This is a genomic window from Spongiactinospora rosea, from assembly GCF_003315795.1.
GTDB lineage: Bacteria > Actinomycetota > Actinomycetes > Streptosporangiales > Streptosporangiaceae > Spongiactinospora > Spongiactinospora rosea.
Genome location: NZ_QMEY01000025.1, coordinates 16,248 through 28,710 on the forward strand (window position 1 = coordinate 16,248; position 12,463 = coordinate 28,710).

10 protein-coding genes and 2 pseudogenes are annotated in these 12,463 nt (G+C 71.1%); 6 read left to right on the plus strand and 6 right to left on the minus strand.

Annotated elements, in window-relative coordinates; genetic code table 11:
- Positions 1–2: 2 nt before the first annotated feature.
- Positions 3–1,442 carry an APC family permease gene (locus tag DP939_RS36600; protein ID WP_113985422.1) on the minus strand — a complete coding sequence of 480 codons (1,440 nt, stop codon included), beginning with the start codon at positions 1,440–1,442 and terminating at the stop codon, positions 3–5.
- A 39-nt stretch (positions 1,443–1,481) separates the two neighbouring features.
- Complete coding sequence (locus DP939_RS36605) at positions 1,482–3,119, minus strand: N,N-dimethylformamidase beta subunit family domain-containing protein (protein ID WP_113985423.1); 1,638 nt, start codon at positions 3,117–3,119, stop codon at positions 1,482–1,484.
- A gap of 209 nt (positions 3,120–3,328) precedes the next feature.
- Here DP939_RS36605 and DP939_RS36610 point away from each other — a divergent pair, with 209 nt between their 5' ends.
- The 4 genes from DP939_RS36610 to DP939_RS36625 all read left to right on the plus strand — a co-directional run bounded on the left by DP939_RS36610 (position 3,329) and on the right by DP939_RS36625 (position 8,159).
- Positions 3,329–4,507 (plus strand): allantoate amidohydrolase, encoded by a 1,179-nt coding sequence (locus DP939_RS36610; protein WP_199565654.1) that lies wholly within the window; start codon positions 3,329–3,331, stop codon positions 4,505–4,507.
- Positions 4,491–5,825, plus strand: coding sequence for a formimidoylglutamate deiminase (locus tag DP939_RS36615; RefSeq protein ID WP_113985424.1), 1,335 nt, complete (start codon positions 4,491–4,493; stop codon positions 5,823–5,825). The genes DP939_RS36610 and DP939_RS36615 overlap by 17 nt, the downstream gene beginning before the upstream one ends.
- Positions 5,826–5,878: 53 nt before the next feature.
- Positions 5,879–7,030 carry an imidazolonepropionase gene (gene hutI / locus DP939_RS36620; protein WP_113985425.1) on the plus strand — a complete coding sequence of 384 codons (1,152 nt, stop codon included), beginning with the start codon at positions 5,879–5,881 and terminating at the stop codon, positions 7,028–7,030.
- A gap of 193 nt (positions 7,031–7,223) precedes the next feature.
- Positions 7,224–8,159, plus strand: a complete 936-nt coding sequence (locus DP939_RS36625; RefSeq protein ID WP_113985426.1) for a sigma-70 family RNA polymerase sigma factor — start codon at positions 7,224–7,226, stop codon at positions 8,157–8,159.
- A 747-nt stretch (positions 8,160–8,906) separates the two neighbouring features.
- Here the strand turns inward: DP939_RS36625 and DP939_RS36630 are convergent.
- The 3 genes and pseudogenes from DP939_RS36630 to DP939_RS47265 form a co-directional block, all read right to left on the minus strand.
- Positions 8,907–9,119, minus strand: a pseudogene (locus DP939_RS36630) (transposase); the annotation flags it as partial.
- Positions 9,120–10,165: 1,046 nt separating this feature from the next.
- Positions 10,166–10,537: a DoxX family protein gene (locus tag DP939_RS36635; protein WP_113985428.1), complete on the minus strand. Its 372-nt coding sequence runs from the start codon at positions 10,535–10,537 to the stop codon at positions 10,166–10,168.
- A 279-nt stretch (positions 10,538–10,816) separates the two neighbouring features.
- Positions 10,817–11,005, minus strand: a complete 189-nt coding sequence (locus DP939_RS47265; protein WP_199565663.1) for a hypothetical protein — start codon at positions 11,003–11,005, stop codon at positions 10,817–10,819.
- A 30-nt stretch (positions 11,006–11,035) separates the two neighbouring features.
- Between DP939_RS47265 and DP939_RS49455 the strand changes: the two genes are divergently transcribed.
- Entirely contained in the window at positions 11,036–11,299 is a 264-nt protein-coding gene (locus tag DP939_RS49455) for a helix-turn-helix domain-containing protein (RefSeq protein ID WP_225878727.1), read from the plus strand.
- Between the two features lie 93 nt (positions 11,300–11,392).
- Here the strand turns inward: DP939_RS49455 and DP939_RS49460 are convergent.
- Positions 11,393–11,908: pseudogene (locus DP939_RS49460) on the minus strand (TetR/AcrR family transcriptional regulator C-terminal domain-containing protein); the annotation flags it as partial.
- A 37-nt stretch (positions 11,909–11,945) separates the two neighbouring features.
- On the opposite strand from DP939_RS49460, the gene DP939_RS47275 reads away from it, so the two are divergent.
- Entirely contained in the window at positions 11,946–12,212 is a 267-nt protein-coding gene (locus DP939_RS47275) for a tyrosine-type recombinase/integrase (RefSeq protein ID WP_199565656.1), read from the plus strand.
- Positions 12,213–12,463: the final 251 nt, after the last annotated feature.

Below are 12,463 nucleotides of genomic sequence, written 5' to 3' on the forward strand. Positions count from 1 at the left end.
GCTCACCGCCCTTCGGCGACCGACGTCTGCGCCAGCCCCAGGTAGCGGGCGGGCGACCGGGACCGCAGGTACAGCGCCCGGGCGACCCCCGCGACGACGGCGACCACGCCGATGCCGACGATCACCAGGTTGGCCGCCGTGCCCGCGCCCGTCAGCAGCGGCAGGTTGACCAGGACCAGCACCAGCACCACGGCCAGGGCCGCGAAGCTGAGGCCGGGCGCGATGGTGGTCCGGAAGAGCCCGGCCTCCGGGGCGTTCGCCCGCAGGAACCGGATCACCGCGAGGCTGCACAGCGCCCACAGGGTGATGATGCCGAGGAACCCGAGGGCGCTGCCCCACAGCAGCAGGCCCAGGTAGGGGTCCAGCCCGAAGATCGCGAACGCGCCGACGACGACCGCCGCGACGGCGGTCTGGAGCAGTCCGGCCGCCCAGGGGGCCTTCGTGCGCGCATGGGTACGGCCCAGCCCGCGCGGCAGCAGCCCCTCGCGGCCGAGCGCGAAGAAGTAGCGGTTGGCCGCGTTGTGCAGGGCCAGCAGGGCGGCGAACGCGCTGGTCAGCAGTAGGACGTTCATCACCTCGACGAGCGGGCCCGGCACGTTGGCGGTGAAGACCGCGACCACCAGGCTCACCGGGTCGGCCTCGGCCGCGGCGGCGATGTTCGCCGAGCCGTAGTCGATGACCACGATCCAGGTGATGAAGGCGTAGAAGACGGCGATGAAGCCGACGGCGAGGTAGGTGGCCCGGCGTACCGTCCTGATGCCGCCGCGCGCCTCCTCGCTGAAGATGGCGGTCGCCTCGAAGCCCATGAAGGCCCCGGCGACCAGCGCGAACATCGCCGCGTTGGCGGGGGCGAAGACGGTCGTGGGGGCGAACGACGTGGCCGACCAGTCGGTGATCCCGCCCCTGACCAGGACGGACACCGCGAGGATCACCAGGACGGCGATCTCCAGGACCAGCAGGACGCCGAGGACCCGGGCGTTGGTGTGGATGCCCCGGTACCCGAGCCAGGCGACCAGGACGAGGGCGGCCAGCGCGAACACGTACCAGGGCACGGAAAGGCCGGTGTACTTGGCGAACGTGGTCCCGGCGTAGACGCCGAGCGCGCCGTACGTGCTGATCTGCAGGCCGTTGTAGGCGACCACCGCCAGCATGGCCGCGCCGGAGCCCGCCGGACGCCCGAGCCCGCGGGAGATGGTCGCGTAGAACGCCCCGGCGTTTCGGACATAGCGGCTCATGGTCATGAAGCCGACCGCGAACAGCGCCATCACCGCGCCCGCCACCAGATACCCGCCGGGAACGGCCGCCCCGCCCTTGAGGAAGTGCAGCGGCGCGACGGCGACGATGAGCGTCAGGGGCGCCAGGGCCGCCAGGACGGTGAACACGAGGTCCTTGGTGCCCATGGCGTCGCCCGCCAGGGCGTTCGGCGTCTTGGTCTCGATCACAGGCTCACTCCTCCCTGTGGTACGTAGAGTACCCGCAGGTCAGAGCCCCTTTTCTGGTCCTTTCGCGCCGAAGCGGCGCAGCACGTTGTGCGCGATCCGCTCGACGAACGGGTCGCCGAGGGCCAGCACGTGCGGCCACTCGGTGGACCCGCCGTTGAAGACCTCGCCCGCGCCTCGGGTGAACGCGGCGATCATCCCGGCGCCGCGCATCCCGCCCTCGTGGACGTACGCGGGCAGGTCGTCGCCGAGGTCGGCGTTGTAGTCGTAGACCTCCTCCTCGGGCCCGCCGATCGGCACCCGCCCACCGAAGCGGTCCTCCTCCCCGCGTACGGCGGGCGCGAGGGCCAGGATCTCCAGCGTCTCCGGCGCGCCGTCCTCGAACGTCGGGTACGGCAGCCCGCGCCGGAAGGTGTACTCCACCGAGTCCAGTTCGAAGGCGGCCAGGAACGACGGCGGGCCGCCGAGCAGGTCGCCGTAGTACAGGTCGGTGCCCGCCATGGCCCAGTGTTCCGGCCGGTAGACGGTGAAGCCGCCGGAGGAGCGGGGGGTCGCCACGCCGTACCGGTTGTAGATCCCGCCGAGGCCGTTGAGCCCCATGGTCGTCGCGCCGGGCCTGCCGACCGATCGGGCCTCCCACACGGTCGTGGCCAGGTGCGGGGTCTCCCGGGCGGCCGGGTCGGCGGACGGCAGGCGGTAGCAGTACTGGGTGGTGCCGTCGTCGCTGAGCCGTACCTGCCACTGGTAGTTCCCGGCGAACCTGGCCAGCCCGCCCCCGGCGTCCACGAAGGCGTCGATGGTGTCGCGCATCCGCCAGGACCAGTACTCGTCGTGGCCGACGATCACCGCGCAGGCGTACCCGTCCAGGGCGGCGGGGTCGAAGTGCAGGTCGTGCTGGGTGAGGTGGTCGAGTTCGTAGCCGTTGCGCTCGGCCCACAGCGCGAAGTGCCGCTCGTAGGTGGCCCAGAACGCGTCGGCGTGGTGACGGCTGTAGCCGGACAGCCGGGCCCACTCATAGGAGGGGTAGCGCGGCATGCCGTACATCGGCAGCGATCCGGTGGCGGCCTCCCGGGGCGCGCCCGGCGGCTTGCGGATCATGCCGCGGGCGATCGGCCGCCGGGTGGAGGAGAGCGGCGAGCCGGCGTCGTGCCGCGGGTCGTCGCCCAGGCCGCGGTAGTGGTTGGCGCCGCCCCAGTCGTTGTAGGCCAGCAGCGTGCCGGTGGTCAGCACCAGCACGGCCCGCGCCCGCCGGCCCGCCGGGGCCTTGACCACGAAGAAGTGCTCGCGCTCCCATAGTTCGCCGTCCGCGGTGGCCGCGCGCACGGTGACGATGTAGAAGCCGCTGCGCCAGCCGGCGGGGATCTCCAGCTCCGCCCCGGCGGGCCAGCCGCAGCCCACGGCGTATGCGTCGGGCGCGGCCTCGAAGCGCCCCGCGGTGAGTCCCTGACGTGCCCATACGACTTGTGGCGCGAGGCCGTCCCTGACCACCTCCAGATCGAAGGACGGGACGCTCGCGCTGAGGTGGAAGCGGACCGTCTCGCCGGGGAGATAGGCGAACTTGTCGGTATAACACCAGACCTCCGCCGCGCCCGGCTCGGCGAACGCCCGTTCCGACGGCCAGCCCCTCGGCGACCAGGCGAAGGCGGCGGGCAGTCTGACCTGCCCGTTCGTGTCACTCACCCCTCCGACCCTACGAATACGCGCCCCGCCGGATGAGGTATGACGCGCCCGTTGGCGGGGAAGGGAGAGTCCGGTTTCCGGTTTGGGGTGAAGGTCCGCTCTGCGGGTGTGATGTACCCCCTGGGGTGTTCTGTCCTCTCGATATGGGTGCGGTCTACCCTTGGGCGCATGATCGGGACACCGCCACGAGGCGATTGAGGGGATCGGCGATGGAGTTCGACGGTATGTGGGCGGCGGTGGCCGATGTGGGACGGGACGCGGGGGGTGGTTACCTGCGGGACGCCTGGTCGGCGGCCGATCTCGAACTGCGTGAGTGGTTCCGGCAGGAGGCCGGGCGACGCGGCCTCGACCTGCGCGAGGACCGCAACGGAAATCTGTGGGCATGGTGGGGCGACCCGGACACGCGTCCGGGGGTGGTGACCGGGAGCCACCTGGACTCGGTACGGCAAGGCGGGGCCTTCGACGGGCCGCTCGGGGTCGTGTCCGCGTTCGCGGCGGTCGACCTGCTGCGGGAACAGGGCGTGCGGCTCGGCGTACCGCTCGGGGTGGCCTGCTTCACCGACGAGGAGGGCGCCAGGTTCGGCGTGCCGTGCATGGGATCGCGGCTGCTCACCGGCGTGGTCGAGCCGGACCGGGCGCGCGGGCTGACCGACGACGACGGTGACACCATGGCCGACGTACTGCGCCGGGCGGGCCGCGACCCGGCCGCGCTCGGCCCCGACGCCGAGACGCGCCGCCACATCGGCGCCTTCGTGGAACTGCACGTCGAACAGGGCCGGGCCCTGATCGACATGGACGCGCCGATCGGCGTGGCCGCCTCCATCTGGCCGCACGGCCGCTGGCGGCTGGACTTCACCGGCCGGGCCGACCACGCGGGCACCACGCGGCTGGCCGACCGGGACGACCCGATGATCCCGTTCGCCCAGGCGGTCCTCGCGGCCAGGACGGCGGCCGAGCGGCGCGGCGTGGTCGCCACCGTGGCCAAGGTCCGGGTCTCGCCGGGCAGCGCCAACGCGATCCCCGGGCACGTCACCGCCTGGCTGGACGCCAGGGGCGAGGACGAGCACGCGGTACGCGACCTGGTCGCCGAGGTCGGCGCGGGCGCGCAGGTGGGGTGTGAGTCCTGGAGCCCGCGGGTGGAGTTCGACCCGTCGCTGGCCGCCCGCCTGGCCGCCGCGCTCGGCGGCGCGCCGCTGATCGGCACCGGGGCGGGCCACGACGCGGGCATCCTCGCCGCGGCGGGCGTGCCCACCGCGATGGTGTTCGTCCGCAATCCAACGGGAATCTCCCATTCCCCGGAGGAACACGCGGAGCCCGCCGACTGTCACGCTGGTGTCGCCGCCCTCGCCGACGCCCTCAAGGAGCTCGCCGATGAACTACTGGTGTGAGCTGGCCTGGCTGCCTCCCGGCGAGGTGGTCCAGGGAGTGCTGATCAGGGTGGACGGACAGCGGATCGCCGAGGTCCTGCCCGGGGTGGCCGAGCCGCCCGCCGGAGCCGTACGCCTGGCCGGGCTGACCCTGCCCGGCTTCGCGAACGCCCACTCGCACGCCTTCCACCGGGCGCTGCGCGGCTCGACTCAGGCCGAAAAGGGCAGCTTCTGGACCTGGCGCGAGCAGATGTACCGCGTCGCCGGATCGCTCGGCCCCGACTCCTACTACACCCTCGCCAAGGCCGTGTACGCCGAGATGGTCCTGGCGGGCGTCACCTGCGTCGGTGAGTTCCACTACCTGCACCACCAGCCGGACGGCACGCCGTACGACGACCCCAACGCGATGGGGCACGCGCTGATCCGCGCGGCGCGCGAGGCCGGGCTGCGGATCGCCCTGCTGGACACCTGCTACCTCGCCGGTGGCGTCGGGATGCCGCTGGCCGGACCGCAGGTGCGGTTCGGCGACGGCGACGCCGAACGCTGGGCGGTACGCACCGAACGGCTGGCCGCCGACTACGCGGGGGCCGCCGACGTCGTGGTGGGCGCGGCCGTCCACTCGGTGCGCGCGGTGCCGCCCGAGCAGATGCCCGTCGTCGCCGAGTACTCCCACCACCACGCCGTGCCGCTGCACGTGCACGTCTCCGAGCAGCGCGCCGAGAACGCCGCCTGCGTGGAGATGTACGCGGCCAGCCCGGTGCAGGTGCTGCACGAGCACGGCGTGCTCGGCCCCCGATCCAGCGCCGTCCACGCCACCCACCTGTCCGATGTCGACCTGGCCCTGCTCGGCCAGTCGGGCACGCACGTGTGCATGTGCCCCACCACCGAACGCGACCTGGCCGACGGCGTGGGCAAGGCCCGCGCTGCCCACGACGCCGGTTCGCCGATCACGCTCGGCACCGACAGCCACGCGATGATCGACATGTTCGAGGAGGCCCGCGCGGTCGAGCTGGACGAACGGCTGGCCACCGAACAGCGCGGCCACTGGACCGCCGCCGAACTGCTGACCGCCGGCACCTCGGCGGGCCAGGCGTCCCTCGGTTACCCCGACGCGGGCACGCTGATCCCCGGGGCCTGGGCCGATCTGGTGTCCGTCCGGCTCGACTCGGTCCGTACGGCGGGCGCGAGCCCGGCCACCGCCGCCGAGTCCGTCGTGTTCGCGGCCACCGCCGCCGATGTGCATTCGGTGGTGTCCGGCGGCCGTCGCGTCGTCGCCGAAGGACGGCACGCGCTCGGCGAGATCGGGCCGCTCCTGTCCGCCGCGATCAATTCGATTTGAGCACCGGGCGCAAATTCCCATACTTCCGGCCGATGTTAACAAAGGGCATTTAAGTGGCATCAATTCTGTTCGATGAGATCGGGCTTCTCTACACCGGCGACCAGACGGGCGGCGAGGAGATCGCCTCGGCGGCCCTCGTCGTCGAGGACGAGACCGTGGCCTGGGTGGGGCCCGCCGCGAGCGCGCCACAGGCCGACCGGCGGGTGGACGTCGGGGGGCGCTGCGTGCTCCCCGGCTTCGTGGACAGCCACGCCCACCTGGTGTTCGCGGGCGACCGCACGGCGGAGTTCGTCGCGCGGATGTCCGGCGAGCAGTACCGCGCGGGCGGCATCCGCACCACCGTCGCCGCGACCAGGGAGGCCGCCGACTCGGTACTGGCCGCGCGGACGGCCGCGCTGGTCACCGAGATGCTCGCCCAGGGCACCACCACCGTGGAGATCAAGAGCGGGTACGGCCTGACCGAGGAGGACGAACGCCGGTCGCTGGAGATCGCCGGCGCGTTCACCGAGGAGACCACCTTCCTGGGCGCGCACGTCGTACCCGCCGGGGTGAGCACCGACGACTACGTCCGCCAGGTGGCCGGGCCGATGTTGGCCGCCTGCGCGCCGCTGGCCAGGTGGATCGACGTCTTCTGCGAGCGGGGGGCGTTCGACGGCGACCAGACCAGGGAGATCCTCTCCGCCGGGATCGCGGCGGGGCTGGGCGCACGGGTGCACGCGGCGCAGTTCGGCGTGGGACCCGGGGTGGAGATCGCCTGCGAGCTGGGCGCGGCCTCGGCCGACCACTGCACCCACCTGAGCGACGACGACGTCACGGCGCTGGCCACCTCGGGCGTGGTGGCCACGCTGCTGCCGGGGGCGGAGTTCTCCACCCGCTCGCCGTACCCGGACGCGCGGCGGCTGCTGGCCGCGGGCGCGACGGTCGCGCTGGCCACCGACTGCAACCCGGGCTCCTCCTACACCTCCTCGATGCCGTTCTGCATCGCACTCGCCGTCCGCGAGATGCGGATGACCCCGCTTGAGGCGGTCAGGGCCGCGACGCACGGAGGGGCACGCGCGCTGCGCCGCGACGACATCGGGGTCCTGCGCCCCGGCTCGCGCGCCGACCTGGCGGTCCTGGACGCGCCCTCCTACGTTCACCTGGCGTACCGGCCGGGGGTACCGCTCATCCACCAGGTCTGGCGGGGTGGTCGCAAGGTGGCATGACTTCCGCCCGCCGCCCGTGCATCCTCCGTAAGGAGGAAACGAAAACCGTCCTGCGGGCGTATGCATTGAGGGAATCTTTGCCCTGATCGAGTCGTTGATCGAAGCAGACGGCGCAGTCAGTACTAACCACTCAAGAACACGCATACGCAAATAGACGCAATCTTGGGCAGCGGCGGGAACGAGGTGCCAGGGGATGGCAAGGCCCACGGGGAATCGCGCACAGGAACAGCAGGTTTCGGATAGAGACCTGCTCGGCACTTACCTGGCGGAAATCGGGCGAGTGCCCCTGTTGACGGCCGAGGAGGAGGTCGAGCTGGCCAAGCGCATCGAGGCGGGGTTGTACGCGGAGCAGCTGCTCGACGCGGCCATGGCCGAGCCCCGCGTCGGTGACGCCACCGACGAGGAGCTGGAACGGCTGGCGGTCTCCGGCCGTCGCGCGAAGGACGAGTTCATCCAGGCCAACCTGCGGCTGGTGGTGGCGGTGGCCCGGAAGTACTCCGGGCGGGGGATGCCGCTGATCGACCTGGTCCAGGAGGGCAACCTGGGGCTGGTCCGGGCGGTGGAGAAGTTCGACTACCGGCGGGGGTACAAGTTCTCCACGTACGCGACCTGGTGGATCCGGCAGTCCGTCGGCCGCGCCATCCACGAGCAGGCCCGCCCGGTGCGGCTGCCCACCCACGCGGGGGAGCAGATGACCCGCCTGATGCGCGTCCGCAGGGACATGCTGGCCGAGTTCGACGCCGAGCCCACCGACGACGACCTCGCCCAGGTCCTCGACCTGCCCATCGAACGCGTCCGCGAACTGCGCCGCTGGGCCTCCGACCCGGTCTCCCTCCAGCTCGGCGTGGGCGACGAGGACGAGACCGAACTGGGCGACATGATCGCCGCCGAGACCTGGGCCGACCCCGAGCAGCAGGCCATCGACGTCCTCGAACGCGAACGCCTCGAAGAGTGGCTGACCGGCCTGGAGAACAACACCCGCGAAATGCTCCGCTGGCGTTACGGCCTGGTCGACGGCCGCGAACACACCCTCACCGAGGTCGGCGAACGCTACGGCATCGGCCGCGACCGCGCCCGCCGCATCGAACGCGACGCCTTGGCCCGCCTCCGCAAACTAGCCGCTGCGTAGTATTGCGCTCGCTTCGCTCGCGCGGGGCTGTGTTCATGGCGCTCGCTGCGCTCGCGCGGGCCCGGGCGCTTTCGAGGTCGCGTCCTCCGCTCCTCGCTCAGTCGTTCGTTCCTCACTCCATCGCTCGTCGCTGCGGACACGACCGCGCCCGGGCAAAGCAAAGCGCCTCGCTCCGCTCGCGCCCAAACCCCGCCTTCGGCGGGGGACGCGCTTCGCGCGCCCAAAGGGCCTCGCTCCGCTCGGACGATCTTTCTTTGCCGGGCTTCGCCCGGCGTACGGCGGGCCCGCTCTCGCCGCCTGCCCGTGCTCGTCAGCGGTCTGGTGTCCGGGGTTTCGCGTGGGTTGTGGCTGGTCGCCGTTCCAGCACCGGCTAGATCGCCTGTCCCATTTCGCCGTGCCGTTGGCCGGGAGGTCGCTGCGCCCTTGACGGGGATGTTTGGTTTGGGCATGCGGCTTCTTTCATCCAGAGCGGACCTTCTCTATCACCGCTCCATATGGGTGGCGGGCCGCTGCCGCTCTCGACGATGGGTGTTCGGCCTGAGCTGCGCGGCTCCTTGCCGCCTGGTGTCGAGGGTGTTCCGCTGAGTGGTGTGAGTGGGAACGCTCAGATCAGGCATCGCGCAGGTCGGCCTGCTCGGGCCAGGGGGGATTCCACTTCTTTCATCCAGGGCGGACCTTCTCTATCACCGCTCCACATGGTCGGCGGGCCGCTGCCGCTCTCGACGGCGGGTGTTCGGCCTGAACGGCGCGGGTGTCCCACTGGCGGGTGCGGTAGCCCTTGCGGGAGTTGACCCGCTCGTCGCTGCGTTCGCCGTAGGCGGCGCCGCACAGGCCGTCGGCGTCGGCCGACATCAACACCTCGGCCATGGTCTTCACGATGGAGCGCAACATGTCGGGGTCATCGGTCTGTAGTTGCTGCGCGAGCCACTGCGGGGTGGGCACATTGCTGTCTGCGGCCATCGCCGTGCTCCTTCGATCTTGATGTGAGCACTCGAAGGATCACGCGATGGCCGACTTCATGTCGTGCCGCCACGCTTGTGACCTGGTCAAACTCGTACACCACTTCCGTGGACGCAACCTGGCTGATCGCGTCCCGTGGAGTGGTGTGAGTGGGAGCGCTCAAATCGGGCATCGCGCAGGTCGGCCAGCTCAGGCCACGGGGAAACTCCACCACTCCGCGGGACGCGCGCAGATGGTGTTCCCCGGGATGGTGTGAATGGGAGCGTCCAAATCGGACATCCCACAAGTCGGCCACGCCAGGCCGCGGGGAGGTTCCACCACTTCGCAGGGCGCGATCCGGGGATCGGCGTACCCCTTCTCGTCGATCCTTAGTACAGGCGCGCCCGGGTCCGTGGAGTGGTCGTGGTGGTTGCATCCTAGGGGAAGCTCACTTCTTGCGCGGTGCTGACGGGTTGCGATTCGGGTGCTTGGGGGTGTTGTGCGTCATGGCTGATCGCGTCCCGCGGAGTGGTGGAACTTCCTACGGCCTGGAGTGGCCGACCTGCGCGATGTTCGATTTGCAGGCTTCTATTTACACAACGGGACGCGATCCCATGGCTTGGGGGCGCTTCGCTCGTCCCTCGCTCCTTGAATGCGCTGTCCAGGTGCGGCCGCGGCCGGGCCGTGCATGGTTGTCGGTCGTCGCGGACGATCGCGTCCTGCGGAGTGGTGGAACCTCCCCGCGGCCTGGGCTGGCTGACCTGCCGCGATGTCCGATTGATACGGCTCCATTTACACCACTCGGCGGGACACCATCTCGCGGACCCGTAACGCGTGGCTCCGGCGCGGGAAGGAAGCGATCGCGTCCTGCGGAGTGGTGGGACTTTCCTGCGGTCTGGCGTAGCCGACCTGCGTGAAGTCCGATTTCAACGTTTCTATTTACACCATTCGGCGGGACGCCATCCGGGAAGTCGGCGACTCGGGCGCGATTTCCTCCCTCGGACCGGTCGTTTGGGCGCTGATGACCGGCGGGGCTTTGGTGATATTGGCTTAGCTTGGGCTAAGAATCATGCGGCGGTCAAGGCGACGGCGACGGCCCAGCCGATGTAGGCGAGGTTGACCAGCAGTCGCGCCGCGACGCCGAAGGGCCGCAGCAGCACGCTGGGGTGCCCGCGACGGGCGTACCGCATGGCATCGAGGTGGGAGGCCAGGTAGGCGGTGATGAGGGCGGCGCCCGCCCAGGCGCCGGCGGATCGGGTGGAGGGCAGCAGGATCACCGCACCCACGACGATCTCCGCCGCGCCACTGATGGCCACGAGCAGGCGCGCGGGCCCGATCCAGGATGGCACCAGGGAGCGAAAGTATGCGGGAAGCACGAAGTGGGTGGCCCCCACCGCGATGAGGAAAACGGCCAAGATGACGGCGGCGGTAACATCCATGGAGCGATGCTGTCTGCCTATCGCGCGTGGGCGCTTGAACAAAACGATCGCCGGCTCGTCTTCGCCACCGGCGACGGTATGACGCTGTTCGGCGAGTCCGGCGGGGCCCGTGTCACCTGCCACGACCACCCGGCCTGGAAGGTGGTGCTGCCGGTGGCCGGCCCCGCCTGGATCGGCGACGTCGCGGCGGCGGGGCTGATCGTGCCGCCCCAGCTCGCGCACACCTGCGCGACCGAGTCCGGGTACGTGGCCCTGTTCATCGACCCCTGGCTGCTGCCTTCAGGTCTCGGGCTGGTCCGCCTTGCCGCCGACACGGTCCGCCGCCTGCACGCGGCACTCGGCGCGGACGGTGCCGGCCGTCACGACCTGACCGCGGCCTTCCGCGAGCTCATCGCCTTCACCGGCCCCGCCTCCGCGCTCGACACCCGAGTCGCACACGCCCTGCGACAAGCCGTGCATGCTGAGCATGGCGCCACGGTCCAGGCCATCGCCGCGGACGTGGGCCTGTCGGCGTCACGGCTCCGTACCCTGGTCCGCGAATCGGCGGGGGTCCCACTCGCCCGGCTACGCCGATGGGGACGGCTGCGGAACGCGATCGCCGGCCTGCCCGGCGGCAACGTGGCCACCGCCGCAGCCGCGGCGGGCTTCGCCGACCAGTCCCACCTGACCAGAACGGCTCGCAGCCTGCTCGGGCGCACACCTCTCTCGCTGACGTCGGCGTCTGCCGTTACGGCCCCGCGCGGTGCACGACACGGCCGCTGAAGAAGGTGTCCCAGGACTGACTCGTCCAGAAGGATGGCGGGTCCTTCGCGGTGCCGGAGGAGACACGAGCCCCCCGCCCAGCATGACGGCGAACCCGTCGAGGTGGCGTTCCAGGGTGTAGTCGAACATCCCGTCCAGGTCCGACACCGTCTCCTCGGGGAGCATGGCCAGCAGCGGGAACTGTCCGGTGCTGAGGAGTTCGCCGGCCCGCCTGCGCTGGAGTTGCCGCCACCCGTCGAGCGTCATTCCGGTCTCCTGCTCGGCTTCGGCCTCCTCCGCCATGGACAGCGCCACGGTGTGGACCAGCGCGGGCAGTGTGAGCGCCTCGCGGATCCTGGTCTCCATGGGCAACTCGAGCCCGTCGAGTGCGCGCAGGGTCCACTCGGTGTGGGCCATCATGTTGGGCACCAGCAAGGGGCGGGTGAACGAGACGGCCCTGGGCAGCCAGAGGTGCCGCCGGGACAGCTTCCATTGCCGGTGGGCGACCGGTTCGAGCTTGGCCCGCCACCCCTCCGGCCCAGGGACGGGCAGCTCCGCTTCGCCGAAGACCTCGTCGGCCATCTGCGTCACCAGTTCGTCCTTGCCCGTCACGTGCCGATACAGCGACATCGGGCCCGCGCCGAGTCCTTCGGCGTCGGCGATCGCGATGGCGGCGCGCCACGCCCTGACCTACTCGGCGGTCTACGACCTGGTCAAACGCATCCGGCGGCACACGGGCCTGGACTTCGACCTGCACTGGTGCCGGCACACCGCGGCGACACGGATGCTGCGCGACGGAGTGCCGGTGGAGACTGTCTCGGTGCTGCTGGGACACGGCTCGATCGCCGTGACACCGGCCGTCTATGGCCACCTCACCGCCGCTGACGCCCGAAAGGCCTGGAAGCCGCAGGGTGGTTCACCGGAAACGAGGTGACCTGGTGACCACCGGCTCGGCGGCCGACCTCAGACGAACCAAGCGGCCCGCTCCGGTTCCGTCGGGACTCCGGGAGAAGCTCATGGCCGTGATCCGGCCCGAATTCCGCGTCGATGAGGTGATCTTCGCGGTCGGCGACCCGGTGTTCGGCGCGACGCCGTGCTGGCCGGGTGCCCGCGAGGCGCCGTCTCCCGGGGGCTCCGCAACGCTCACTATAGGCGTTGGCAGTACTTCGGCCGTCCCGATCTGGA

Coding starts and splice junctions, on each gene's coding strand:
- DP939_RS36610 (WP_199565654.1), top strand. CDS start 3,329: ATGGAGTTCGACGGTATGTGGGCGGCGGTGGCCGATGTGGGACGGGAC.
- DP939_RS36615 (WP_113985424.1), top strand. CDS start 4,491: ATGAACTACTGGTGTGAGCTGGCCTGGCTGCCTCCCGGCGAGGTGGTC.
- DP939_RS36625 (WP_113985426.1), top strand. CDS start 7,224: ATGGCAAGGCCCACGGGGAATCGCGCACAGGAACAGCAGGTTTCGGAT.
- DP939_RS36635 (WP_113985428.1), bottom strand. CDS start 10,537: ATGGATGTTACCGCCGCCGTCATCTTGGCCGTTTTCCTCATCGCGGTG.
- DP939_RS47265 (WP_199565663.1), bottom strand. CDS start 11,005: ATGCTCAGCATGCACGGCTTGTCGCAGGGCGTGTGCGACTCGGGTGTC.
- DP939_RS47275 (WP_199565656.1), top strand. CDS start 11,946: ATGGCGGCGCGCCACGCCCTGACCTACTCGGCGGTCTACGACCTGGTC.